Annotated in this window: 29 protein-coding genes and 1 pseudogene; 10 read left to right on the forward strand and 20 right to left on the reverse strand. The window is 69.7% G+C overall.

Translation table 11 applies throughout. The annotated features are described in order from the left end of the window. Positions 1 to 34: 34 nt before the first annotated feature. Genes nusB through AJAP_RS24820 form a run of 3 tightly spaced genes read right to left on the reverse strand, consistent with a single transcriptional unit; the run spans position 35 to position 2192 of the window. Positions 35 to 499 (reverse strand): transcription antitermination factor NusB, encoded by a 465-nt coding sequence (gene nusB / locus AJAP_RS24810; protein ID WP_016333098.1) that lies wholly within the window; start codon positions 497 to 499, stop codon positions 35 to 37. Continuing rightward, complete coding sequence (gene efp, locus AJAP_RS24815) at positions 499 to 1062, reverse strand: elongation factor P (protein ID WP_038515597.1); 564 nt, start codon at positions 1060 to 1062, stop codon at positions 499 to 501. The genes nusB and efp overlap by 1 nt, the downstream gene beginning before the upstream one ends. Positions 1063 to 1100: 38 nt before the next feature. Beyond that, entirely contained in the window at positions 1101 to 2192 is a 1092-nt protein-coding gene (locus AJAP_RS24820; protein ID WP_038515599.1) for a M24 family metallopeptidase, read from the reverse strand. Between the two features lie 326 nt (positions 2193 to 2518). Between AJAP_RS24820 and AJAP_RS24825 the strand changes: the two genes are divergently transcribed. Then, positions 2519 to 2938: a B-4DMT family transporter gene (locus AJAP_RS24825; RefSeq protein WP_038515600.1), complete on the forward strand. Its 420-nt coding sequence runs from the start codon at positions 2519 to 2521 to the stop codon at positions 2936 to 2938. Here AJAP_RS24825 and AJAP_RS24830 read toward each other — a convergent pair. The 11 genes from AJAP_RS24830 to AJAP_RS24880 all read right to left on the reverse strand — a co-directional run bounded on the left by AJAP_RS24830 (position 2893) and on the right by AJAP_RS24880 (position 11588). After that, positions 2893 to 4377, reverse strand: coding sequence for a glycoside hydrolase family protein (locus AJAP_RS24830; RefSeq protein ID WP_038515602.1), 1485 nt, complete (start codon positions 4375 to 4377; stop codon positions 2893 to 2895). The two genes, AJAP_RS24825 and AJAP_RS24830, sit on opposite strands and share 46 nt — an antisense overlap. Before the next feature lie 60 nt (positions 4378 to 4437). Then, entirely contained in the window at positions 4438 to 5364 is a 927-nt protein-coding gene (locus tag AJAP_RS24835; RefSeq protein ID WP_038515604.1) for a GNAT family N-acetyltransferase, read from the reverse strand. Next, positions 5361 to 5792: a type II 3-dehydroquinate dehydratase gene (aroQ, locus tag AJAP_RS24840; RefSeq protein ID WP_038515606.1), complete on the reverse strand. Its 432-nt coding sequence runs from the start codon at positions 5790 to 5792 to the stop codon at positions 5361 to 5363. The genes AJAP_RS24835 and aroQ overlap by 4 nt, the downstream gene beginning before the upstream one ends. Continuing rightward, positions 5789 to 6898, reverse strand: coding sequence for a 3-dehydroquinate synthase (aroB, locus tag AJAP_RS24845; RefSeq protein WP_038515608.1), 1110 nt, complete (start codon positions 6896 to 6898; stop codon positions 5789 to 5791). Before aroB ends, aroQ begins: the two co-directional genes overlap by 4 nt. A gap of 8 nt (positions 6899 to 6906) precedes the next feature. Continuing rightward, the gene (locus tag AJAP_RS24850) at positions 6907 to 7314 is read right to left on the reverse strand and encodes a hypothetical protein (RefSeq protein ID WP_038515610.1); all 408 of its coding nucleotides are present in this window, start codon (positions 7312 to 7314) and stop codon (positions 6907 to 6909) included. Then, entirely contained in the window at positions 7311 to 7835 is a 525-nt protein-coding gene (locus AJAP_RS24855) for a shikimate kinase (protein ID WP_084098334.1), read from the reverse strand. The genes AJAP_RS24850 and AJAP_RS24855 overlap by 4 nt, the downstream gene beginning before the upstream one ends. Then, positions 7832 to 9019 carry a chorismate synthase gene (gene aroC, locus AJAP_RS24860; protein ID WP_037343929.1) on the reverse strand — a complete coding sequence of 396 codons (1188 nt, stop codon included), beginning with the start codon at positions 9017 to 9019 and terminating at the stop codon, positions 7832 to 7834. The genes AJAP_RS24855 and aroC overlap by 4 nt, the downstream gene beginning before the upstream one ends. A gap of 48 nt (positions 9020 to 9067) precedes the next feature. Further along, entirely contained in the window at positions 9068 to 9679 is a 612-nt protein-coding gene (locus tag AJAP_RS24865; protein ID WP_038515612.1) for a prepilin peptidase, read from the reverse strand. Between the two features lie 405 nt (positions 9680 to 10084). Further along, entirely contained in the window at positions 10085 to 10714 is a 630-nt protein-coding gene (locus AJAP_RS24870) for an anti-sigma factor family protein (RefSeq protein ID WP_038515614.1), read from the reverse strand. After that, complete coding sequence (locus AJAP_RS24875) at positions 10711 to 11223, reverse strand: sigma-70 family RNA polymerase sigma factor (protein WP_073846967.1); 513 nt, start codon at positions 11221 to 11223, stop codon at positions 10711 to 10713. Before AJAP_RS24875 ends, AJAP_RS24870 begins: the two co-directional genes overlap by 4 nt. Next, on the reverse strand, positions 11220 to 11588 hold the full coding sequence (locus tag AJAP_RS24880; protein ID WP_038515616.1) for a hypothetical protein: 369 nt from the start codon (positions 11586 to 11588) through the stop codon (positions 11220 to 11222). Before AJAP_RS24880 ends, AJAP_RS24875 begins: the two co-directional genes overlap by 4 nt. A gap of 132 nt (positions 11589 to 11720) precedes the next feature. On the opposite strand from AJAP_RS24880, the gene AJAP_RS24885 reads away from it, so the two are divergent. Continuing rightward, positions 11721 to 12161 (forward strand): QcrA and Rieske domain-containing protein, encoded by a 441-nt coding sequence (locus AJAP_RS24885; RefSeq protein ID WP_038523827.1) that lies wholly within the window; start codon positions 11721 to 11723, stop codon positions 12159 to 12161. A 225-nt stretch (positions 12162 to 12386) separates the two neighbouring features. On the opposite strand, the gene AJAP_RS24890 is transcribed toward AJAP_RS24885, so the two are convergent. Both AJAP_RS24890 and AJAP_RS24895 read right to left on the reverse strand, forming a co-directional pair. Then, the gene (locus tag AJAP_RS24890; RefSeq protein WP_038515617.1) at positions 12387 to 12842 is read right to left on the reverse strand and encodes a PTS sugar transporter subunit IIA; all 456 of its coding nucleotides are present in this window, start codon (positions 12840 to 12842) and stop codon (positions 12387 to 12389) included. After that, positions 12839 to 13084: pseudogene (locus tag AJAP_RS24895) on the reverse strand (glucose PTS transporter subunit EIIB); the annotation flags it as partial. The pseudogene AJAP_RS24895 and the gene AJAP_RS24890, both read right to left, overlap by 4 nt. A gap of 225 nt (positions 13085 to 13309) precedes the next feature. Here AJAP_RS24895 and AJAP_RS24900 point away from each other — a divergent pair. The 4 genes from AJAP_RS24900 to AJAP_RS24915 are packed head-to-tail and all read left to right on the forward strand — an operon-like array spanning position 13310 to position 16542. Next, positions 13310 to 14098: a GntR family transcriptional regulator gene (locus tag AJAP_RS24900; protein WP_038515621.1), complete on the forward strand. Its 789-nt coding sequence runs from the start codon at positions 13310 to 13312 to the stop codon at positions 14096 to 14098. Then, entirely contained in the window at positions 14095 to 15351 is a 1257-nt protein-coding gene (locus AJAP_RS24905) for a PTS transporter subunit EIIC (RefSeq protein ID WP_037343920.1), read from the forward strand. Before AJAP_RS24900 ends, AJAP_RS24905 begins: the two co-directional genes overlap by 4 nt. 40 nt (positions 15352 to 15391) lie before the next feature. Beyond that, positions 15392 to 15658: an HPr family phosphocarrier protein gene (locus tag AJAP_RS24910; RefSeq protein ID WP_007031200.1), complete on the forward strand. Its 267-nt coding sequence runs from the start codon at positions 15392 to 15394 to the stop codon at positions 15656 to 15658. 59 nt (positions 15659 to 15717) lie between these two features. Next, the gene (locus AJAP_RS24915; RefSeq protein ID WP_038515622.1) at positions 15718 to 16542 is read left to right on the forward strand and encodes a serine hydrolase domain-containing protein; all 825 of its coding nucleotides are present in this window, start codon (positions 15718 to 15720) and stop codon (positions 16540 to 16542) included. Here AJAP_RS24915 and AJAP_RS24920 read toward each other — a convergent pair. Continuing rightward, positions 16532 to 17473 (reverse strand): D-2-hydroxyacid dehydrogenase family protein, encoded by a 942-nt coding sequence (locus AJAP_RS24920; protein WP_038515624.1) that lies wholly within the window; start codon positions 17471 to 17473, stop codon positions 16532 to 16534. The genes AJAP_RS24915 and AJAP_RS24920 overlap by 11 nt on opposite strands. A 48-nt stretch (positions 17474 to 17521) precedes the next feature. Between AJAP_RS24920 and AJAP_RS24925 the strand changes: the two genes are divergently transcribed. Together AJAP_RS24925 and AJAP_RS24930 are read left to right on the forward strand one after the other, a co-directional pair. Next, positions 17522 to 17857, forward strand: coding sequence for an NIPSNAP family protein (locus AJAP_RS24925; protein ID WP_038523830.1), 336 nt, complete (start codon positions 17522 to 17524; stop codon positions 17855 to 17857). Between the two features lie 13 nt (positions 17858 to 17870). Further along, positions 17871 to 18500 carry a maleylpyruvate isomerase family mycothiol-dependent enzyme gene (locus AJAP_RS24930; RefSeq protein ID WP_038515626.1) on the forward strand — a complete coding sequence of 210 codons (630 nt, stop codon included), beginning with the start codon at positions 17871 to 17873 and terminating at the stop codon, positions 18498 to 18500. A gap of 3 nt (positions 18501 to 18503) precedes the next feature. Here AJAP_RS24930 and AJAP_RS24935 read toward each other — a convergent pair whose 3' ends face one another. Continuing rightward, positions 18504 to 19703, reverse strand: coding sequence for an endonuclease/exonuclease/phosphatase family protein (locus AJAP_RS24935; protein WP_038515628.1), 1200 nt, complete (start codon positions 19701 to 19703; stop codon positions 18504 to 18506). 140 nt (positions 19704 to 19843) lie between these two features. On the opposite strand from AJAP_RS24935, the gene AJAP_RS24940 reads away from it, so the two are divergent. Continuing rightward, positions 19844 to 20266, forward strand: coding sequence for a hypothetical protein (locus tag AJAP_RS24940; RefSeq protein WP_038515630.1), 423 nt, complete (start codon positions 19844 to 19846; stop codon positions 20264 to 20266). Positions 20267 to 20283: 17 nt separating this feature from the next. Continuing rightward, a complete protein-coding gene (locus AJAP_RS24945) occupies positions 20284 to 20952 on the forward strand; it encodes a TetR/AcrR family transcriptional regulator (RefSeq protein WP_038523833.1) in 669 nt (222 codons plus the stop codon). Between the two features lie 66 nt (positions 20953 to 21018). Here AJAP_RS24945 and AJAP_RS24950 read toward each other — a convergent pair whose 3' ends face one another. Beyond that, positions 21019 to 22272: a GrpB family protein gene (locus AJAP_RS24950; protein WP_038515632.1), complete on the reverse strand. Its 1254-nt coding sequence runs from the start codon at positions 22270 to 22272 to the stop codon at positions 21019 to 21021. A gap of 161 nt (positions 22273 to 22433) precedes the next feature. After that, positions 22434 to 23264, reverse strand: coding sequence for a shikimate dehydrogenase (locus AJAP_RS24955; RefSeq protein WP_038523836.1), 831 nt, complete (start codon positions 23262 to 23264; stop codon positions 22434 to 22436). Positions 23265 to 23267: the final 3 nt, after the last annotated feature.

The raw sequence follows: 23267 nt of genomic DNA on the forward strand, positions 1-23267 counted from the left end.
TCGGCAGAGGACACGGCCCGTTGTCGTACGTCTTCTAGAGGACCGCGCGGAGCCTGTCGGCGATCGTGCCGATCCGGCCGAGCACGCCGTTGACGAAACGCGGCGAATCGTCGGTCGACAGTTCCTTCGCCAGCCCGACGGCCTCGTCGATGGCGACCGGGTCCGGCACGTCCTCGGCCCACAGCAGCTCGTAGACGCCGACCCGCAGCACCGCCAGGTCCACCGGCGGCATCCGGTCCAGCGTCCAGCCCTGAGCGTGCTCCGCGAGCAGCTCGTCGATCTGGGTCTTGCGGCCGGTGACGCCCTCGACCAGCGAGATCGTGTAGTCCGCGATCGGGTCGACCTCGACCGAACCGACCCGGTCCGCCAGCAGCGTCACCGCGTCGGCACCCCGCTGGGCGGCCTCGTACATCATCTCGACCGCGCGCTTGCGGGCCTGACGACGGCTGATCGGCCCGCCGCGGTTCGGCGACTTGCCCGATTTGGCTGAGTCGGCCATCAGCTGGAAACGCGGCCCAGGTAGCGGCCGTCGCGGGTGTCGACCTTGATCTTCTCGCCGGTGGTGAGGAACAGCGGCACCTGGATCTCGGCGCCGGTCTCCAGGGTGGCGGGCTTGGTGCCACCGGTGGAGCGGTCGCCCTGCAGGCCGGGGTCGGTGTGCTGGACGATGAGCTCGACCGAGGTCGGCAGCTCGATGTACAGCGGCGTGCCCTCGTGCACCGCGACCTGGACCTCGAAGTTCTCGAGCAGGTAGTTCGCGTTGTCGCCGACGGTCTCGGCCAGGACGGTGATCTGGTCGTAGGTCTCCGCGTCCATGAACACGAAGTCCGCGCCGTCCTTGTACAGGTACGTCATGTTGCGGCGGTCGACGGTGGCCGTGTCGACCTTCGTCCCCGCGTTGAAGGTCTTGTCGACGACCTTGCCGGTGAGCACGTGCTTGAGCGTGGTGCGGACGAACGCGCCGCCCTTGCCCGGCTTGACGTGCTGGAACGCGGTGACGGTCCAGAGCTGGCCGTCGAGGTTGAGGACGAGCCCGTTCTTCAGGTCGTTGGTGGTGGCCACGAGTGTGCAGTCTCCTGTGTCGATCTTCCGGGCCGTCGTCAGACGACCACGAGTTCCTTGGTGCTCAGCGTGAGGAGTTCGGGCGTACCTTCCCGCACGACCAGCGTGTCCTCGATGCGCACGCCTCCGCGTCCGGGCAGATACACACCAGGCTCGACGGTGACGGCCATACCGGCGGACAGTGTACCGACGCCGGTGGTGGCGAGGCTGGGCGCCTCGTGCACCTGCAGTCCGACGCCGTGCCCGAGGCCGTGGCCGAACTCCTCGCCGCGCCCCGCCTCGACGATCACGCCACGGGCCGCTTTGTCCACTTCGGACACTTCGGCGCCGGGCAGGACGGCGTCGCAGCCCGCCGCCTGCGCGCGCTGGACCAGCTCGTAGATCTCCTCCTGCCACGCCGCGGGCTTGCCGATGACGAACGTGCGCGTCATGTCGGAGTGGTAGCCGTCGACCGTGGCCCCGAAGTCGATCTTGACGAACCCGCCGGTCGCGAGCACGGCCGAGGTCGGCCGGTGGTGCGGGATCGCGGAGTTCGCGCCCGCCGCGACGATCGTGTCGAACGAAGGCCCGGTCGACCCGTGGCCGAGCATGCGATTCTCGAGGTCGCGGGCGACGTCGAGCTCGGTGCGGCCCGGGCGGAGCCCGCCGGCGGACACCAGGTCCTCGAGCGCCCGGTCGGCCGCCGCGCACGCCTGGCGCAGCGCCTCGATCTCCTGCTCGTCCTTGACCAGCCGCAACTGCTCGACGAGCCCCGGCGTCCGGACCAGCTCGACACGGTCGAAGCGGACCTTGAGGTCCTCGTGCTGCTCGACGCTCACGTGCTGGCTCTCGAAGCCGGTCTTGCCGAGCTTCTTCTCGGCCGCCAGATCGGCCAGCTTCGCCGCGCTCGCGCGGTCCAGCACCCGTTCGAGGTCGGGCACCTCCGTCGCCGACTGGACCTGGTAGCGGCCGTCGGTGCAGAAGATCGTCTTGTCGTCGCCGCTCCCGTGGACGAGGAGAGCGGCGTTGGACCCGGTGAAGCCGGTCAGGTACCTGATGTTGAGCAGGTCCGTGACCAGCAGCGCGTCCACTCCGGAGTCGGCCAGCAGGGAACGCAGCGCCGCGCGGCGGCGAGAGAAGTATTCACGCACGTCATGGAGTTTAGGGGGTGGGCCGCCGGTGGCACGCGTTTCGCCTGCTGCTTGCGTTCACTGTGGGGTGGGGTGGTCCGTGAAGGCCTCCTTGAGGGACTCTGGGTCCCTCAAGGAGGCCTTCACGGACCGGGAAAACGCCGTTCGCCCCAACAACCCCACCAGTCACAGCATCGCCGCGTGAAGGCCTCCTTCACTACCTTCAGGGTAGGCAAGGAGGCCTTCACAGACCGGAGGACCGAACACCCACCGGCACGTGGGCGCGTAGGTCGCTACTGGCGAGTTAAGCTTCTCCAATGGCACCGTGGCTGACTCGTGGACTCGTGATGGCGCTGCTGCACGGCGCGGCCGTCACCGTGCTGGCCAAGTACGAGGTCTTCAACCCCACCGACAAGACCCTCGTCACCTCCCTCGCCCTCGCCGTCCTGGTCGGCGCGGCGGCGGGCTGGGGCGCCGTGGACGCCTGGCAGGGCAAACCCGAACGCGGCAAGAACTGGTTCATCGCGGCGCTCATCGCCGGCCCGGTCTCGGGCGTGCTGTACGTGATCGGCCGCGCGGTGTTCGTCGACCAGACCGGCGCTTCGGAGCTCGGCGGCGCGCTCACCGGCGGCGCCGCCTTCTCGGCCCTGCTGGTGCTCATCCCGGCCGGGATCGGCCTGTTCGTCGGCGGCCGCATCACCAGGACCGGCGACGACGAGGATCAGCCGGCGAGCGAGAAACCGGCCGGGAAGCCATCCCAAGCCTGATCGCCGATCTCTTCGACGGCCGAGTCGTTCAGCGCCGCCGTCCCCGCGTCAGGCACCGCGTACAACTTGCCGTCGAGCACCACGCCGTACCCGCGACCGGGCGCGTGCACCGTCTTCGCCCCGGCGCTCAGCCGCGCGGCCTGCGGGAACCTGTCGACGACCTTGAGGCGTTGGTCCAGCACTTCACCCGCGAGCGCGGCCGCCACCGAGCGCCGGTCGACCCGCACCAGCTTGCCGTCGGCGACCAGGTCGATGGTCCGCTGCGGTGACGGCATCGCGACGCCTTCGAACGAGGTCCGGAGCCGGGCGTCGCCGTCGCACGCCCGCGAGCCGCGGACGTCCAGGCCGAAATGCTTGAGGTCGGTCGGCGCCCCCGCGCCGCCGATGATCGTGGCGCGGACGACGTCGAAGGGCACCCGGTCGCAGACGTCGCCCGACGTGAGCGGCGCGTGCCCGTCGGGCCGCCGGACCAGGCCGGGACCCTCCTTCCAGGCGCCAGGGATGAGCGCCGGCCGGTACGGCTGCGCGGTGAAGTCCCTGGTCCAGAAGGTGAGCGTGGTGCCGGCGTCGGTCTCGTGCGCGATCACGAAGGCGTCGAGCGAACCGACCCACATGAGGTCGGTGCTGAATCCGTCGACCAGCGAGCGGGTGCGCGGCGAGATCGTGGTGGGCTTGGCGACGAAGCCCTGCTCCCCCAGCGTCTCCACGCCCCGGGTGAACGCCGCGTCCTTGGCGCGGAGCAGGAACTGCCCGGCGCCGTTCCACCCGGCGGCCTTCGCCGTGGTGTCGGTGAAGAGCACGTAGAACCAGCCGTCGAGGTACACCGCCGAGGGCTGGCCCGCGCCGTAGACGTTGGCGCGGTGGACGTCGTGCGCCGGTCCGATGATCGGCCGCCCGCCCGCGGCACGGGTCCAGGTGAGCCCGTCGGGGCTGGTCGCGAGGCCGATCGAGTTGCCGAGGGCGTGATCGCCCGCCGCGCCGGTGTAATACATGTAGTAGGTCGAGCCGACCTTGATCACCGACGGGTCGCAGGTGTGCATGCCGTCGAAACCGCCGGGCGCGCCGGAGAACACCGCCGCCGGGCCGCCGCCGGACGGGCCGGTGAAGGGGCCGTCGAGCGAGGGCGACTGCGCGTAGAGGACGTCGTCACCGGGCGGCTGGGCGCTGCCGTACTGGCTGCACCACCACATCTTGAGCTTGCCGCCGTCCCGCATCACGGTCGGGCTGTAGTTGTAGACCGCGTCCTGATCGCCCGCGGCGACCACGCCTCCGCTGGCCCGGGGATCGCTCGTCGCGAGTACGACGTCCATCGGCCGCGGCTTCTCCTGGGGCGCCTGCTGGGCTCCGCCGATCCCGCCGCCCTTGCCGTCGGCCTGGGACTGCACGTTCCCGTCGCTGCACGCCGCGAGGACCGCGCCCGCCGCGACGACGGCCACCACGGCACGGGCGGGTCGCCGACCCCCACGAAAAAGGCGCATGATGGCCGAGTGTAGCGAGGCTTAACCCAGCCGGGTGACGTCAGTACCCGGGAGGGCGACCAATTCCACTTCGAAGCCGTCGGCGTTTTCGAGGTAGGCGGCGTAGTGATGGTCACCGCCCGCATTCGGATAGCGGTCCGCGAACATCGGCGACCAGCCGTGTTCGACGGCTTTCGAAGCCAGTTCATCCACCCGATCGCGTGACTCGACATGCAGGGCGAGGTGGTTCAGACCCGGCGCGGTGCGGTCGTGCTTTTCCCCGCTGAGGGCCGGAGAACGCTCGACGACGAGGTAGGTCGCGCCGTGCTTCCAGCTGACCCCGGCGGGCCAGCGCTGGAACTCCCGCCAGCCGAGTTCGCCCAGCAGCCAGCCCCAGCTCTCCTCCGCGCGGCCGAGATCGGGTACCCAAAGCTCGATGTGGTGCGCGCGGCCGTGGTCCGAAGGCAGCGCGACGAAGACGCGATGCGGCCCGCTGCCGTAGTGGTCACCGCCGCCGACATCGAGGAAACCCAAACGCCGCACCAGGTTCTGACTGGCCACATTGGACTCGCCGACCAGCGCCCACACCGACGACAGGCCGAGCCCGACGAGTCCGTGCTCCAGCAGCGCCTTGGCGGCCTCGGTCGCCAGACCTTGCCCGCCGTGCGCCCGCGACAGGTAGTAGCCGAGCTCCGGAACGTCGCCGGGAAGCTCTTGCGACGGCCGCAGATGCGCGAGCCCGATCACTTCGCCGTCGCGTTCGATCGCCCAGTGCCCCATGCCCGCCGGGCCGTCGTAGGACAGCCTGCGGCCGACCATTTCGCGAACGCGGTCCGGCTCGGTGAGCGGCACCGCGAAATGCGCGCTCATCGCCGGGTCGGCGAAAAGCCCGATGATCGCGCCGGTGTCGGCCTCGGTCAGCGCGCGCAGCCGCAGCCTCGTGGTCTTGAGCTCGGGAGGGTTGTTCACGCCGCGTTCGCGGCCATCCAGCGCAGGGCCAGCGGGTAGCCGTCGACCCCGAGCCCGGCGATCACCGCGGTGGCGATGTCCGACAGCACGCTGTGGTGCCGGAACGCCTCGCGTTTGTGCACGTTGGAGATGTGCAGTTCGATCAGCGGCGCCTTCAGCTGAGCGGCGGCGTCGCGGACGGCGATCGAGTAGTGCGTCCACGCGGCGGCGTTGAGCACCACCGGCCAGCCAGCGTCGGCGGCTTCGTGCAGCCAGCCGACCATCTCGCCCTCGTGGTCGGTCTGCCGGACCTCGACGTCGATCCCCAGTTCCTTGCCGGTTTCGACGCAGGTGGCGGCCAGATCCGCGTGCGTGGCCGAACCGTAGATGCCGGGTTCGCGCAGGCCGAGCCTGCCGAGGTTGGGGCCGTTGAGGACGAGCACCTTCACAGCAGCACACTCCCGCCGGGCTTGGGGGCGTCGCCCGCCACCACCGAGTACGCCGCGGCGAGCAGCGACGGGTCCGGGCCTTCCAGCCTGCCGGGCTTCGCGAGCCCGTCGAGGACGACGAACCGCAGCACGCCCGAACGGGTCTTCTTGTCGCCCTTCATCGTCTCCAGCAGCTGAGGGAGCGCGTCGGGGTCGTAGGTGGTCGGCAGGCCCAGCAGCTTGAGCACCCTGGAGTGCCGCTCGGCGGTGGCGTCGTCGAGACGGCCGGCCAGTCGCGCGAGCTCGGCGGCGAACACCAGGCCGACGCTGACCGCCGCGCCGTGACGCCACCGGTACCGCTCACGGCGTTCGATGGCGTGGGCGAGCGTGTGACCGTAGTTCAGGATCTCGCGCAGATCCGATTCGCGCAGATCCGCGGCGACGACGTCGGCCTTGACCTGGATCGAGCGGCGGACCAGCTCGCCGAGGACCTCGCCGGTGGTGTCCAGCGCCGCGGCGGGATCCTGCTCGACGAGTTCGACGATCCGCGGGTCGGCGATGAACCCTGCCTTGACCACCTCGGCCATTCCGGCGACGAGTTCGTTGGGGGGCAACGTTTCCAGCGTCGCGAGGTCGACGAGGACCGCGCTCGGCTCGTGGAAGACGCCGACCAGGTTCTTGCCTGCCTCGGTGTTGATGCCGGTCTTCCCGCCGAGGGACGCGTCGACCATGCCCAGCAGCGTGGTGGGCACGTTGACCAGCCGGACGCCGCGCATCCAGGTGGCGGCGACGAATCCGGCCAGGTCGGTCACGGCGCCGCCGCCGAGCCCGACGACCACGCCCTGGCGGTCGAGGCCGATGCGGCCGAGGACCTCCCAGCAGAAGCTGGCGACGGTGAGCGCCTTGCCGTCCTCGGCGTCGGGGATCTCGACCCGGTGCGCGTCGATCCCGGCCTCGGCCAGTTCGTCGCGGATGGCCTCGGCGGTGGTCGTCAGCGTCGGCGGGTGGATCAGCGCGACCTTGGAGGCGTCGGCGAGCTGCTCGGTGAGCTCGCCGAGCAGGCCGCGGCCGATGACGACGTCGTAGGGCTTGGCGGTGTTGACGGTGATGCGGACCGGCTCGGTCATCGTTCCCCTCACTTCGGCGGAAGCCGCTTGGCCCTCGCGACCTCGCAGGTGATCTTGCCCTTGACCGGGGTGTCCCCCGGGATCTCTTCGGTCACCTTCTGGCCGGGCGTCATCCGGTTCTTCGCGAACAGCGCCTCACCGGCGGCCTTGCCCTCGGCGTCCTTGATCGCAATGGTGACGGCGTACCGCGCGTCCTCACCCGTGCTGTTGGTGACCTCGATGGTGATCTTCGGGGTGTAGCTGTCACTGTCGCATTTGGTGACCTTGACGTCGGCGGCGACATCGGCCTCCGGCGCGGGGCTGGTGGCCGCACCGGTCTGGACGACGTCCGCGCCGGGAGGCTGCTTCTCCTCGCCGCACGCGGTCAGGCTCAAGGCCATGACGGCGAGAAGGACGCCGGCGGTGGTGCGTTTCATGCTCGTTCCTTGCTGATCTCGGTCAACCCGATGAGGGCGGCCTCGACGACCTCGTCGGCGGTCAGCCGGTCGGTCTCGATCTCGAACGTGGCCACCTCGCGGTACACCGGCAGGCGCGCGTCGAGGAGCGCCTTGTAGGTGGCGCGGGGGTTCACCCCGGCCAGCAGCGGGCGCGCGGTCGAAAGCCCGGCGCGCTGGACACCCGCGGCCATCCCGACGTTCAGGAAGATCACGGTGTGCCCGGCCAGCCGTTCGCGGGTGCCCGGCGTGATCGGTGCTCCCCCGCCCAGGGAGAGGACGCCTTCGTGTTCGGCCAGCGCTTTCGCGACCATCTCCTCCTCCAGCGCGCGGAAGGCGGGCTCGCCCTCCTCGGCGAAGATGTCGGTGATGGGCTTGCCCGCGCTCGCGACGATGTCGTCGTCGCTGTCGCGGAAGGCGAGACCGAGCCGGGCGGCGAGCGCCGGGCCGACCGTGCTCTTGCCTGAGCCCGGCGGCCCGATGATCACCGCGCGAGGGGTCACCAGCGCTCCTCGAGCGCCTTCAGGTAGGCCTCGACGTTGCGCTTGCCCTCGATCAGCGAGTCGCCGCCGAACTTCTCCAGCGCGGCGTCCGCGAGCACGAGCGCGACCACCGACTCCAGCACGACCCCGGCGCGGGGTACCGCGCAGACGTCGGAACGCTGGTGGATGGCCACCGCGGGTTCGCCGGTGGTGACATCCACAGTGGACAGTGCTTTGGGGACGGTCGAGATCGGCTTCATGGCGACCCGCACGCGCAGCGGCTCGCCGTTGGTGATGCCGCCTTCGAGCCCGCCCGCGCGGTTGGACCGGCGGGTCACCCCGACCGGGCCGGTGCCGCGGTCGATCTCGTCGTGGGCCTGGCTACCCCAGCGCTTGGCCGTGGTGAAGCCGTCGCCGACCTCCACGCCCTTCATCGCCTGGACGCCCATGAGCGCGCCGGCGAGGCGGGCGTCGAGCCTGCGGTCCCAGTGGACGTGCGAGCCGAGGCCCGGCGGCAGACCGTAGGCGATCACCTCGATCACGCCGCCGACGGTGTCACCCGCCTTCCGCACGGCGTCGACCTCGGCGACCATCGCGTCGGTCCCCTCCTGGCCGAAGGCGCGGACCGGGCTCTCGTCGATGGCCGGGAGGTCCGACGGCACCGGGAGCGGCCCCTCGGGCGCCGAGGCGCCGCCGATGGACACGACGTGGCTGAGGATCTCGACCCCGAGCAGCTGCTTGAGGTACGCGCGGGCCACCGTGCCGAGCGCCGTGCGGGACGCCGTCTCGCGGGCGCTCGCGCGCTCCAGCACCGGACGGGCCTCGGGGAAACCGTACTTCTGCATGCCGGGCAGATCGGCGTGGCCGGGCCGGGGACGCGTCAGCGGCTCGTTGCGCGCGAGGCCTTCCAGCTCCTCGGCGGGCACGGGATCGGCCGACATGACCTTTTCCCATTTGGGCCACTCGGCGTTCTCGATCTGGACCGCGACGGGGCCGCCCTGGGTGAGCCCGTGCCGGACGCCGCCGGTGAACTCGATGTGGTCGGTCTCGAAGCCCATCCGGGGGCTGCGGCCGAAGCCGAGCCTCCGGCGCGCGAGCTGCTCGCCCACTTCGGCGGTGGTGACCTCGACCCCGGCGGGCATCCCTTCCAGGATGGCGGCGAGGGCGGGTCCGTGCGATTCCCCTGCGGTTATCCAGCGCAACACCTGACAGATCCTGTCACAACCTCCTCTGAAGTCCCGGTACAGGCCGGGCTATCCAGGACCGGGTCCGGCGAAGACGGCGAGCGCCCACGCCGCGACCAGGAGACCGGGCCCGTGCGGCACCGTGGGATGCCGGGGTCCGCCCACCGCGAGCGCCACGCTCAGTAACGCAGCGGCGACGGCGCCGAGCACGATCGACGGCCAGCCCGTCGCGGCGAGGACCGCGCCGAGACTGCCGGCTAGCTTCACATCCCCGGCGCCGAGCGAGCGCGGCGACACCGCGTGCACGAGCGCGTGCGCCCCGCCGAAGACCAGCGCGCCCAGCACCGCCCGCCACGCGATGGCGGCCCCTCCCCCGTACGCGGCGATCGCCAGCGCGACGGCCAGCGCCGGGTACGCGGGCAGGGTGAGGATGTCGGGCAGGCGGCGGTACTTGAGGTCGGCGAGCGCGAGCGGGACCGCGAAGACGGTCAGCACGGCGGGGACCGTGAGCCACCACGACGGCCAGGCTCCCGACTGGTACCTGAGGCAGACCGCGACGAGCGCCGCCGCGGTGAGGGCGGCGGCCCACGCCGTGATCGGCGCTCCGGCCCGGCGCAGGCAGGAGCGTGTGGCGAGCGCCGATCCGGCGCCCGCCACCGCGAAGGCGATCGGCGTGAACACGAGATCAAGAGTGCGTCCGGTGGCGGCCGGGCGGCAAGACTTTCTTTTCGTGACAGGGACTTTCACGCACTTTCGGCAGGTGGGGCGAGGGTGCGGAAGTCGTGAACGGACCGTTCACGCACGGATACAGGGGGTGGTGGGCCGAAGGGAGCTTTCACGGCGTCTCACGCGGTGAAGGGAGCTTTCGTCGCATGGGATGCGGGGAAGCGTCCTTCAGCCCGGCCGACGGCAGCGCGCGGAGCGGCCGTTCGCCTGGGTACGTGAAGGCCCCCTTCATGTACCCAGGCGCAAGGATGGGGGCCTTCATGTACTTGGGAGACCGAAGCGGTACCGGGCGCCCGAAGTTTCCGCGCGAGCGGCAATCCGCCTCGCCCCCGGCACCGAAGACCTGTCATGACACCGGGATCAGGGGTTCATCCGCAGCAGCGGGAGCCCCGAGGGCGTGCGGATCTCGAGCGCCTTGATGTCCCCGGTCCGCATCGCGGTGCCGACGACGATATGCGCGGTGTCCTTGGGCATCGCGCGCCAGGACGCGAGTTCGCTGGTACCGCCGTCGGCGCCGACGGCGACCAGGATGTAGTCCCCGGTGCGGTTGCCGCCGTAGCTGCACGTCATGTCGACCTTCGTGCCGGTGTCCGTGGCAGACATGGCGACTTCGGCGGTCACCGGATAGTCGCCGAGCGGGGTCATCGGGTCGCCCGCCGCCGCCATCGGCCCGGTCAGGACGACCACGAGCGCGACGCCGGCGGCCACGGCCAACCCGGCCGCGGTGGTGGTGATCGCCCGTTGGATCCGCCTTCCCCGGCGGACCCGTTTGAGCACGGTCGGCAGCAGCTCCGGCGAGGGCGCCGGTTCGTCCTCCAGCAGGGCGGGAGCGCCCGCCTGGGCGAGTAGCCCGGGGATCCCGGCCAGGTCGCGCACGGACGCCGCGCACCGGTCACAGACGCGAAGGTGTTTCTCGTAGGCGAACCGGTCTTCCGGGGACAACGCACCGAGCACGTAGGCCGCGTCGTAGGTGGCGAAGGGGTCGGTCATTGAGTCACCCCTCTTTCCTCCAATATCAGCCGCAGCGCCCGCAACGCGTAATGCGTCCGCGACTTGATCGTCCCTTCGGCCACACCCAGCCGCTTCGCAGCGTCGGCGACGGAGTAACCCTGGAAATAGCACAGGACCAGGACGTCCCGGTGCCTCGGCGAGAGCTCACCGAGCGCTTCGGCGACCAGCCAGCCCTGGACCGCCCGTTCCGTGCCGTCCGTGACCGCCGTTTCGGGCGGCTGACCGGTCACCACCTCCGGATGCGCCTCGGCGGCCCGCCAGTCGTCGATGGCGATCCGTCTCGCCACGGTGAACAGCCAGCCTCGCGCCGAGCCCTCGGTCTGGTCGAGCACCTTGGCGTTGCGCCAGGCCCGCAGCAGGGTCTCCTGGACGACGTCCTCCGCGCGGACCCGGTCGCCGCTGGTGAGGTGCAGCGCGTAGGACCAGAGTGCCGCCGCGTGCTCGTCGTGCAGAGCCCGCATCAGCCGGTCCTCCGCGAATTCCTTCACCGATCCGTGCTTTCGCGGTTGAGGAGCAGCGGGAGGGCGAAGACCACACAAGCCACTTCGGTGATCAGGCCCCAGAGCTCGGCCTGGGTGGTGAAGCGTTCCGAGACGCCGAAGAACCCTGTGGTCAGCGAGAGCACGTACGCGCCCAGCGTGGCCAGGCCGAAGCCGACCGCCGCGAGCGCGGGAAGCCAGTGGTGCCAGACCAGGACGGCGATCGCGATGACCACGCCCGCCACGACGTTCACCAGGAAGAGCGGGCCGACCACAGCCGTTTCCGAGGCCCAGTCCTGCCATACGACGTAATGCACCCACGCCGAGCCGAGGAGGCCGGCCGCCACCACCGCCCGTAACAACCACCGGATCATGTCCGTATCTCTTTCCCGCGTGTTCGGTTCCCCTATGCCTTTGAACACGGAAAAGAGGGCCTCGCGGTTCAATCCGGCACCCGATGGCCGACGAAATTGAACCGGATGGGTGCCCGGACCGTGTGTATGGGCATGACTGCCGAACTCCACTCCCGCCGCAAGGTCCTGACCACCGGCGCCGCCGTCGCCGGTGCCGCCGCCGGGGCCGTGGTCCTCACGGCCTGCGGAAGCGACAGCACGCCGTCCGGTTCGACCGCCGCCCCGCCCGCCGCGGCGCCGGGCGAGACCTTGACCGCGCTCTCCGACATCCAGGTCGGCCAGGCGAAGGCCGCCAAGACCGCCGACGGCAAGGACGTCATCGTCACCAGGACCGCCGAAGGCACGGCGGCCGCGTTCAGCGCGATCTGCACGCACCAGGGGTGCGCGGTCGTCCCCGAGGGCGCGGAGCTGAAATGTCCCTGCCACAACTCGATCTTCGACGCCGCGACCGGCGCGGTCAAAAAGGGACCTGCGGACCAGCCGCTGCCCTCGATCGCGGTCAAGGTCACCAACGGCCAGGTCGTCACGGCCTAGGCCGTGTCCTGCAAGTCTTGTTCGCGGTCTTCGCGCCCAGGCGGCCCCTGACGGCACGGGCGGATGCGGCCGAGTACAACCCGGTACGAGGCCGATCCGCCCGCACCGCCAGGAACCACCTGGATCACGAAGCCCATCGAACAGACTTACAGGACACGGCCTAAACAAGAAAAGGGTCCCTTTAGGACGTTGTCACCGTCCTAAAGGGACCCTTTTCGTGAGCTTTCAGCTGTCCCAGGTGAAAATCGGGTCACCCGCCTCGACGTCGCCGCCGGTGAGCAGTCCGGAAAGGACTTCCGCCTTCGCGTCGAGCGCCACCACGGGCACGATCGGCGAGTAGCCCGCGGCCTTGACCGCGTCGGGGTCCCAGCCGACGACCGGCTGCCCGGCGCGGACGACCTCACCCTTGACGACGTGGAGGGTGAACCCCTCGCCCTTCTGCTTCACCGTGTCGATCCCCAGGTGGACCAGCACGCCGCGGCCGTCCTCGGTGGCCACCACGAACGCGTGCGGATGCAGCGTGACGACCGTCCCGTCCACCGGGGCGACCGCGTCCTGGCGCCCGCCCGAGGGCAGGACCGCGATGCCGGGGCCGACCATCGCCTGCGCGAAGACCGGATCGGGCACTTCGGTCATAGCGGTCGTCTTGCCGCTCACCGGGCTGAGGATCTCGAGACTCACAGCAGATCCTCGATCTCACTGGCGATGTTGTCGGCCTCGGGGCCCACGATGACCTGGACACCGGCCCCCATGCGCACGACGCCCATCGCGCCGGCGGCCTTCAGCGCCGCTTCGTCGAGCAGGCTCATGTCTTCGAGCTCACACCGGAGCCGGGTGATGCACCCCTCGACCTCGATGACGTTCTCGGCACCGCCGAGCCCCGCGAGGATCTTTTCCGCCCTGTCATCCGCCATCGCGGTCTCCCTGTTCCCTGTCGGTTTCCCACATGCGAACCAGCTGTACTACGCCGTTCGCCGACTCGCACCCGATCCCTGGCCACGAACGCGTAACGGTGGTTGACACCCGCTCGTGCGACGGAGCATCCTGCCCCATCGGATCATTGGTCTAGACCGGAACGTACCAATCTTCCGGACCAGATGCGAGTACGGGTTACCCGAACAGACCGGCCCGAAAGGACGGTGACCGTCATGAGCGCTTCGGCGCAGCTGCCGCCGTCCGACCGTGTGATCAACGGACCGACGCCCAAGCACGCCCAGCTGCGGGAGATTCTGCGCCGCACGGTGGAGCGTGAGCTACCCCCCGGCTCGCCGATCCCCTCGGAACGTGACCTCGCCGAGACCTATCAGGTGTCGAGGCTCACGGTCCGTTCGGCGATCGGCAAGCTGGTCGAAGAAGGGCTCTTGTCGCGGGTGCGCGGCAAGGGGACGTTCACCGCCGCGAGGCGGATGGAACTGCAGCTCTACCTGATGTCCTTCACCGAGGACATGCGCCGTCGCGGGATGACGCCGACCACGGAGGTCGTCAAGACCGCCACCGAGGTCCCGCCCGCCCCCTCGGCGCACGCCCTCGGCCTGGCCGCCGGGACCCCGGCGCACCACCTGGTCCGGCTCCGCCGTGCCGACGGGGTGCCGCTGGCGGTCGAACGCGGCTGGTATCACGCGGGCCGGATGCCCGGTCTGCTCGACCTCGATCTCACCCGATCGTTGTACGTCCAACTCGCCCAGTCGTACGACCTGCGCCCGGATCACGCGTGGCAGACGGTCTGGGCCGAATCCGCGGACCGCGAAACGGCACGCCTGCTCGGCATGCGCGCCGGCAGTCCGCTTCTTGTCTTCCGCCGGGTCTCCAGCGTCAACGGGGAACCGATCGAAGACATGACTTCCTGGTACCGGGGCGATCACTACCAGGTCACCATGCAGCTGGACCGGAACACCCCGGATTCCGGTCAACATCCTCACTACGGAGGTACCCGATGAGCTCCACCACCGCGGAGGGGGCGAAGGGCAAAGGCAAGGGACTGGCCGGGCTTCAGCGCTTCGGCCGTAGCCTCATGCTCCCCATCGCCGCCCTGCCCGCCGCCGCGCTCCTCAACAGGTTCGGCCAACCCGACCTCCTCGGCAAGGACGGCCTCGGCTGGGACAAGGTCGCCGAAGTGCTCGGCGCGGCGGGCAACTCGCTGTTCAGCTGGCTCCCGCTCCTGTTCGCGGTGGGTATCGCCGTCGGCTTCGCCCGGAAGAGCGACGGCGCGACCGGGCTGGCCGCCGTGGTCGGCTTCTTCGTGTTCACCAGCGTCCTCCAGGTCTTCGCGCCGTTCTCCGAGCTGCCCGGCTGGAACCCCGAGAAGCCCGCAGGCCTGATGCTCAACCCGATGAAGTGGCCTTACAGCGTGCTGGCCGGTGTGATCGTCGGCCTGGTCACCGCCCTGCTGTGGCAGAAGTTCTACCGCATCAAGCTGCCGCCGTACCTGGCCTTCTTCGGCGGCCGCCGGTTCGTTCCGATCATCACGGCGGTGACCCTGATGGTCCTCGCGGTGCCGCTGGGCCTGGTCTTCCACTGGGTCAACGACGGCATCCAGGCCGCGGGCGAAGCGGTCACCGGCGCCCCGGTGGTCGGTGGCGGTATCTACGGTGTGCTCAACCGCCTGCTGATCCCGGTCGGTCTGCACCAGCTGCTGAACGTGCCGGTGTGGTTCATCTTCGACGGCGGTGACCTCACGAAGTTCTTCGAGGGCGACCCGACCCGCGGCACCTTCATGACCGGGTTCTTCCCGATCTTCATGTTCGCCATCCCCGCCGCGGCGCTGGCGATCTGGCAGAGCGCCAAGCCCAGCCAGAAGAAGATCGTCGGCGGTGTGATGATCGCCGGTGCGCTGACCTCGTTCCTGACCGGTATCACCGAGCCGATCGAGTTCTCGTTCATGTTCGTCGCGTGGCCGCTGTACCTGATCCACGCGGTCCTGACCGGTACGTCGCTGGCACTGGTGAACGCGCTCGACATCCACCTCGGCTTCGGTTTCTCGGCCGGTGCGATCGACTTCGCGCTCAACAGCGGCCTCCCGGCGGCGAGCGGCAACGTCTGGCTGCTCATCCCGATCGGTCTCGCCTACGCGGTCGTCTACTACGTGATCTTCCGGTTCGTGATCAAGAAGTGGAACCTGCGGACCCCCGGCCGCGAGGACGACGCCATCGAGGCGGATCTCGAAGCCACCGCGGCGAAGCCCGTCAAGTAGTTTCAGCTCAGCAGAACCAAAGGCACGAAAGGGAAAGAACATGCCGGAGAAACGCGTCACCGTGGCCAGCAAGGTGGGCCTGCACGCCAGGCCCGCGGCGACGGTCGCCAAGGCGGCCGCGGCGCAGCCCGTCGCGGTGCACATCGCCAAGGCGGGCGGTGACCCGGTCGCGGCCGGCAGCGTGCTGAACCTGATGACGCTCGCCGCCGGTTACGGCGACGAGGTCATCATCAGTGCCGAGGGTGAGGGGGCCGAGGCGGCCGTCGACGCCATCGCCGAGCTGGTGGCGACCGACCTCGACGCCTGATCCCCATCCCTGCGAAGCCCGGGCCGCCCCGACCGGCCCGGGCTTCGTAGGGTGTTGGCATGGAAAGCGTGCGCAGGATCGAACAGTGGCCGGTGGACAACGCCGCCACGGCCGTGGTGACCGCCGCCGGTGACGTGCTGGGCACGCACGGCGACCCGACGAAGGTGTACCGGCTGGCGTCGGTGACCAAACCGCTCACGGCCTACGCCGCGCTGATCGCCATCGAAGAGGGCGTCGTCGAACTCGACACCCCCGCGGGGCCGGAGGGCTCCACGATCCGGCATCTGCTCGCGCACACCTCGGGCCTGGCCTTCAACGAGCACAAGGCGATGGCCGCGCCCGGCAACCGGCGCCTGTACTCCAACGCCGGCTTCGAACAGCTCGCCGACGCGCTCACCGAGCATTCCGGCATCCCCTTCGCCGACTATCAGGCGGAGGCGCTCTTCCAGCCGCTGGGCATGAAGGCGACCAAGCTGACCGGCTCCCCCGCTTCGGGCGCGGAGTCCACTGTGGACGACCTGGTCGCGTTCGCCGCCGAACTGCAGGCCCCGAAGCTCATCGCCGCCGAAACGGCGCGCGAGGCGACTTCCGTGGTCTTCCCCGGCCTTTCCGGTGTCCTGCCCGGCTTCGGCCACCAGAAGCCGAACGACTGGGGCCTCGGCTTCGAGATCCGCGACCACAAGAGTCCACATTGGACCGGTTCGTCGAGCTCGCCGCGGACCTTCGGCCACTTCGGGCAGTCCGGCACCTTCCTCTGGGTCGACCCCGACGCCGGCGCCGCCTGCGTCGCGCTCACCGACCGCGCCTTCGGCCCGTGGGCGGCCGAGGTCTGGCCGCCCTACACCGACGCCGTGCTGGCGGAGCTGCGCGGCTCTACTCCATGACACGGATCGGCGAACCCGCCTGGAAGGCCGCGATGTCCTCGACCGCGTCGCGGTAGAAGATCTCGTAGGCCTCCCGGGTGACGTAGCCGATGTGCGGGGTGAGCACGACGTTGTCCAGCGTCCGCAACGGATGCTCCGACGGCAACGGCTCCACGTCGTAGACGTCCAGCGCGGCGACCGCGATCTCCTTGCGGCGCAAGGCGTCCACCAGTGCGGCCTCGTCCACGATCGGTCCGCGCGAGGTGTTGACCAGCATCGCCGTCGGCTTCATGGCGGCGAGTTCGGGCGCGCCGACCAGCCCGCGGCTGCGGCCGCTGAGCACCAGATGGACCGACAGGACGTCCGCGCGGGCGAACAGTTCGTCCTTCGACACCGCGGTCACCCCGTGCGGGTCGGCCTTCTCCTGGGTGAGGTTCTGGCTCCACGCGATGGTCTCCATGCCGAACGCCTGGCCGATCTTGGCCGCGCCGGCGCCGAGCCTGCCGAGCCCGAGCAGCCCGAGCGTCTTGCCGGCCAGGATCGTGCCGACGGTGGTCTGCCAGCCGCCGTCGCGCATGTTCCGCGACTCCACCGGCACGTTCCGCGCGGCGGCGAGGATCAGCGCCCAGGTGTGCTCGGCCGCGGGGGCCGCGATATACCCGGTGGACGAGACGACCACGCCGTTGCGCCGGGCGGCGGCCACGTCGATCGCGGCGTTGCGGTGACCGGTGCTCACCAGCAGCCTGAGCGCGGGCAGCCGGTCGAGGACTTCGGCGGGGAAGCGGGTGCGTTCGCGCATCGCCACCACGACCTCGAAGTCACGCAGACGGCCCACCACGTCGGCGGGATCCGCGAACGGCTTCGTGAACACCTCGATCTCGGCACCGAGGGAGTCCCAGTCCCCGAAACCGAGCGCCACTTCCTGGTAGTCGTCGAGAATCGCGATCTTCATGCTCCCCAGGCTAGAGTCGGCGCCGGAACCATGCCCGGGGAGGCCACCATGATCCTGGAAGTCCGCACCTACCGGTTGAAACCCGGGACGAGCGGGGAATTCCTCCGCGTGATGCGCGAAGAGTCCGTTCCCCTGCTGGAGCGCGCGGGGCTGCGGGTCGTCGACTTCGGACGGTCGCTGGTCGCCGAGGACGGACACGAAGAGGCCTACCTGATCCGCGCATTCGGCTCTCTCGAAGAACACGAACGGCAGGAACGCGAGTTCTATGGCAGTGAGGCCTGGCTGACGGGCCCGCGCGAGGCGATCGTCTCGCGGATCGAGAGCTACCACACGATCGTCATGGAGGCCTCCGAAGAGGCGGTCAAGGCGCTCGGACAACGGTGACCGGAGGAACGGGATGCACGAGGGCGGGATCCTGGCCTGGACCGAAGCGGAGCGGCTGAGCTTCGCCGAACTGCTGGAGGGGCTCGAGGACGAGGACTGGTCCACCAAGACACTCTGTCCGGAGTGGACTGTCCACGCGATGGCGGGACATCTCGCGCAGACCACCAGGAACCGGCTCAAGGACACTCTCACCGGCATCGTGAAGGCCAAGGGGAACTGGGACCGGATGAACACCGACCAGGCCATCGCCTACGCCGCCCGGTTCTCCCCCGCCGAACTCGTCGCCCAGATCCGCGAGGACGCCGGATCGGCCCGCCGTTCGCCCGGCGCCAAACCGATCGACCCGCTCGCCGACGTGCTCATCCACGGCCAGGACGTCGCCCGCCCGCTCGGTATCGCGCGCCCGATGCCGGAGAAGCCCGCCATCGCGGCGCTGGAGCACCTGCTCGTCAGCCCGTTCTGGGGCGCGAAGAAACGTTGCAAGGATCTCCGGCTGATCGCCACGGACGCCGACTGGACCGGCGGAACGGGCCCCGAGGAAGTCCGGGGCCCGCTCGTCGACCTGCTCCTGTCCGTGAGCGGCCGGAGCACCGGGCTGGCCACCTTGACCGGCCCGGGCGCGGCGCTGCTCGGCGCCCGCTGAGCCCTACCGGCGCGGGACGAACACGTCGACGCGCACCAGGTGGTGGTCCGAGGCGTCGTTGAGCCGGGCCAGCGGCGAATCGGGCAGCGGCCAGAAGACCTCGGCGTGCCAGGGGAACAGGCCCTTCGACGGCAGGACGTAGTCGATCCGCAGATTCCCCGGCGCCTTGTCGTTGAAGTCGCCGGTGTCGAAGTACGGGTCGCCCTTCTGCCCGATGTTGGCGCCCGCCTGGTCCTGAGCGGCCCGTACGCCGCCTTCGCTCCCCGGCCGGGTCTCGATGACGCGCGGCGCGTTCAGCAGGCGTGAGATGGCGCCTGGGACGCTGTCGCCGTCGAGCGGGTCGGAGTTGTGGTCGCCGGCGATGACGAACTTCTCGTGCGCGCCGAGCCCGCCGCGGCGGCCGCGGTCGTCGTGGATGTAGCGGCCCTTGCCCGGGGTCACGTAGTCCGCCCAGAAGCGGATCTCGTCGTTGTTGCGGGTGCCGTTGCGGTCTTCGGGACCGTCGAAGGTGGGCGGCGTCGGATGCGCGGCAAGGAAGTGCACGGTCGAGCGGCCGACCCGGATCGGAACGTCCCAATGGGACTTCGACGACAGGCGCAGCACGTCGAGCGCCTGCGGCGAGTACCAGTCGTTCGGCGCGGGGGTGGCCGGGTCGTCGGGCAGCAGAGCGCCCGGCATGTCCTTCCAGAGGAACTTCTGGAAGGTCCGCACACCCTTGGTGTCGATCGGGTACTTCGACAGCACGAGCATGCCGTACTGGCCCTCGAAGAGGCCGAAGCCGTGCGCGTCGTTGCCGCCGCCGACCTTGCCGTCGCGGTCGAGGTCGAAACCGGTCACGACGCCGGTGTTCGAGGGCGCTGTGAAGGCGTACGGGTAATCGATCGGGGCGGCGCCGTTCTGGCCGCGCTTCAGGTAGTTCTCGCGGAACAGGTCCGCGGCGCGGTTGCCGGGCACGTAGTCGAATTCGTTGATCAGCAGCACGTCGGGCCGGTTGCGCTGGATCACCTCGGCGACCTCGTTCGCCTGCGCGTTGCCCGGCTGCGACAGGTCGGTCACGAGCTGACCGGCGGCCCCGCGGTTGAGCGAAGCGTTGTACGTCGCGAAGCGGACGTTCCGCCCGGCGGCGGCTTCCGCCGGTGTGGCGGCCAGCAGCGTCCCGGCGAGCAAGGCGCCCGAAGTGAGCACGGCGGCGATGCGTTTCACGTTCCTTACCTCCCAGAGTTCGAGGCGACCTTACGCATCCCTCGTAGCCGCTGGGGTGAGGTTCAGGTGAACAGCATCTCTTGAACGCGTTCAAAATCTGGGCTACGGTTCTTCTTGAACACGTTCAAAAGGAGGTCCCCATGCAACCCGTAGTCATGGCCTACGCGCTCTACCTGGTCATCACCGTGCCGTTGACCGTGCTGGTCGCGCGTACGCTGAGCAGGCACGGCAAGACGTTCCTGGAAGACGTCTTCCAGGACAAACAAGCGCTGGCGCATTCGGTGAACCAGCTGCTCGTCGTCGGGTTCTACCTGGTCAGCCTGGGTTTCGTGACCCTGTTCCTGACCAGCGACGACACCGTCCTCGACGCACGCGACGTCTTCGAGATGCTGTCGGTCAAGGTCGGCACCGTGGCACTCGTGCTCGGCGTGATGCACGTCGGGAACGTGCTGGTGTTCAACGGGATCCGGCGCAAGCACCTCAGCCACGCCACCGAACGGCCCGCGCCGGTGCCGCCGCCCTACCCCGGCTACCCGGCGCCCGCTCCGCACCCCGCGCCCTGACCGGATAACGTGCAGTGGTGGCGAAGAGTGAGGAAACCAGGTCACTGATCGTGGCGACCGCGTTGCGGCTGTTCGCGGAGAACGGCTACGACCGCACGACCATGCGGGCCATCGCCGCCGAAGCGGGCGTGTCGGTCGGGAACGCCTACTACTACTTCGCCTCGAAAGACCAGCTGATCCAGGGTTTCTACGACGAGATCGCGAAGGCGCACCTGACGGACGCGCGCCAGGCGATCGAAGGTGAGCGGGACTTCAGCGCCCGCCTCAAGACCGTCCTGCTCACCTGGCTCGACGTCGCCGAGCCGTACCACCGCTTCGGCACCCAGTTCTTCGTCAACGCCGCCGACCCGGACTCGCCGCTGAGCCCGTTCAGCGAGGAGTCTTCGCCGGCGCGGGACGCCTCCGTCGGCCTGATGCGCGACGTCATCGCCGACTCCGACGTCAAACTCGACCCGGATCTGCGCGACGACCTGCCCGATCTGCTGTGGCTGTACCAGATGGGGGTCGTGCTGTTCTGGGTCCACGACCGGTCCGCCGGGCAGAAACGCAGCCGGATCCTGGTGGAACGGACGGTGCCGCTGATCGCGCGGCTGGTGGGGCTTTCACGGTTGCGGGTGCTGCGGCCGGTCAGCCGGGAGATCGTTTCGCTGATCCGGGACCTGTCGAAGCGGGACGACGTCGCCTGACACGCATTTAGTCCTCTGAATGCGATAGGGAAAAACCGCATCCAGAGGACTAAACGCGGCGTGGGGTCAGGGCTCCCGGACGGTCCGGAAGTACAGGAACCGCGGTTCGGTCCGCAGTTTCGCGTACCACCGCGGGTCCGATTCGGCGATCGCCTCGTCCGGCATCGGCTCGACGAGCCTGTCGACGGCGAACCCGGCGTCCCGCACCGCGCCGAACGTCCAGCTCAACGGCCGCCGGTAGAAGCGGACTTGTTGCCCCGGCGGGAACTCGTCCTCCAGGAGTTCGAGCTGGAAGTAGTTCCGCTTTTCGAACCACCGCCAGTCCTCGCCCGGATGATGCACCGAGAACACCAGGAGCCCGCCCGGTTTGAGCACCCGCCGGAACTCCGCCAGCGCCGGCGCCCACTCCTTCAGGTAGTGCAGCACCAGCGACGCCGTGATGACGTCGATCGAGGCGTCCTCCACGAAGGGCATCGGCCGCGAAACGTCCGCCACCTCGAATTTCGCGACGTGCCCGAACTTCTCCCTGGCGACGGCGACCATGCCCGAGCTGGCGTCGACACCGAGGACGTCCGCACCCTTCTCGGCGAGCAGGGCGCTGAGATGTCCCGCCGCGCTGCCGACGTCCAGCACCCGCTTGCCCGCCACGTCCCCGGCCAGTTCCACGATGGCGGGACGGTCGTAGTGGGCGTTGGTGCTACTGGTCTCGGCGTGCGCCGCGTAGAGCCGCGCGAACCCGTCGTACTGGGCCGCGCGCGCCCGCTCGATGATCTCGTCGACCACGTCGTTCTTGGCGTCGGCGTAATGCTGGATGTACTTCCAGGTGCGCGACGCCAGTTCGCGTTTCTTGGCCTCGTAGAGCTTCCGCTCGTCCTCGTGCGCGATGAGCCGGTCGCGGAAGAGGCGGTAGCGCTCGGTCTGGCCGTTGTCCGGCGAGTAGACATGCAGGTTGATGTTCGTGTCCGGCCCTTTGAAGCAGCGGTGCTTCTCCCACTCCGGCTCGCGGATGACGAGTTTGTAGCCCTCGGCCTCCAGCTGCGGCACGTAGGTGTCCTCGTCGTCCGAATCCGCGACGATCAGCATGATGTCGATGATCGGTTTCGCGCACAGTCCCGGCACCGACGTGGAGCCGACATGCTCCAGGACCAGCGCGCGTTCCCCCAGGATCCCCCTGATGCGCTTGGCTTCCCGGTCGAACAGCTCAGGCCACGCCGGGTCGTATTCGGCCAGGGTGACGGTGGAATTCATGACCGGAGCCTCATCGACCCACGAGTTGTTGATGTCTTCTTCGGTGTAGTGGTCTCGATCTGGTTTAGGCATCGACCCCTTGTTCCTTCCTCAAGGCAGTCGGCCAGATTATCGAACCCAGGCGATCTTGTCAGGCGCTTTCACCGAAGAAGGTTCCGCTCACCGGTCCTGTTCTGGGTACATGAAGGCCCCCTTCCTTGCGCTAGACGCAAGGAAGGGGGCCTTCATGTACCTCAGCCGATCGGCAGGGAAAGGATCCCGCCGGTCGCCTCACGCAGCGCGTCCCGCATCTCCGCCCGCGGCGCCGGCTGCCCGGTGAAGTACTCGGACTGCCCGAAAGCCTGATGCAGCAACATGTCCAGCCCGGTCGCGAGCCGCCCGCCCCGCTCGGCGACGGCTTCGGCGAGCGCGGTCGGCCACGGGTGGTAGATGACGTCGAGGACGCATCCGATCCCGGACAGCTCCGCCAGATGCGACCGCACGGCGTCCGGGGGCACGGTGTTCACCAGCACCGCCGAATCCGCCGCGAGCTTCGCGAAGTCGGCCTCGGCCCAGCGCAGGACCTCGACGTCGAGCCCGGCCCGCTGAGCCGCCTCGACCGTTTCCGTCGCCCGCGCCGGATCCCGCACGACGAGCCGGACCGTCCGCACGCCGAGCGAGGCCAGCCCGACGACGGCCGCGGCTGCCGTCCCGCCCGCACCGAGAACGACGGCGGCGTCGTCCGGGCCGGGCGAGTACTCCCCCGCGATCCGCAGCGCCTCGGTGACGCCGTCGACGTCGGTGCAGTCCGCCAGCCAGCCGGATTCCCGGCGCACCAGCGTGTTCGCCGCGCCGACCGCCGCCGCGCGTGGCGTGACCTCGTCGGCGTGGTCCAGTGCGGCCCGTTTCCCGGGCATCGTCACCGAGAGCCCGGTCCACTCCGGACCGAGGCCGTCGACGAACGCGGGCAGCCCGGGACCGTCCATCTCGACCCGCTCATAGGTCCAGCCGTCCAGGCCCAGCGCGCGGAACGCGGCACCGTGCAGCACGGGCGAGAGCGAGTGTTCGACCGGTTTCCCGAGGATCGC

Origin of the sequence: Amycolatopsis japonica (genome assembly GCF_000732925.1) — a bacterium.
GTDB classification, from domain to species: Bacteria; Actinomycetota; Actinomycetes; order Mycobacteriales; family Pseudonocardiaceae; genus Amycolatopsis; species Amycolatopsis japonica.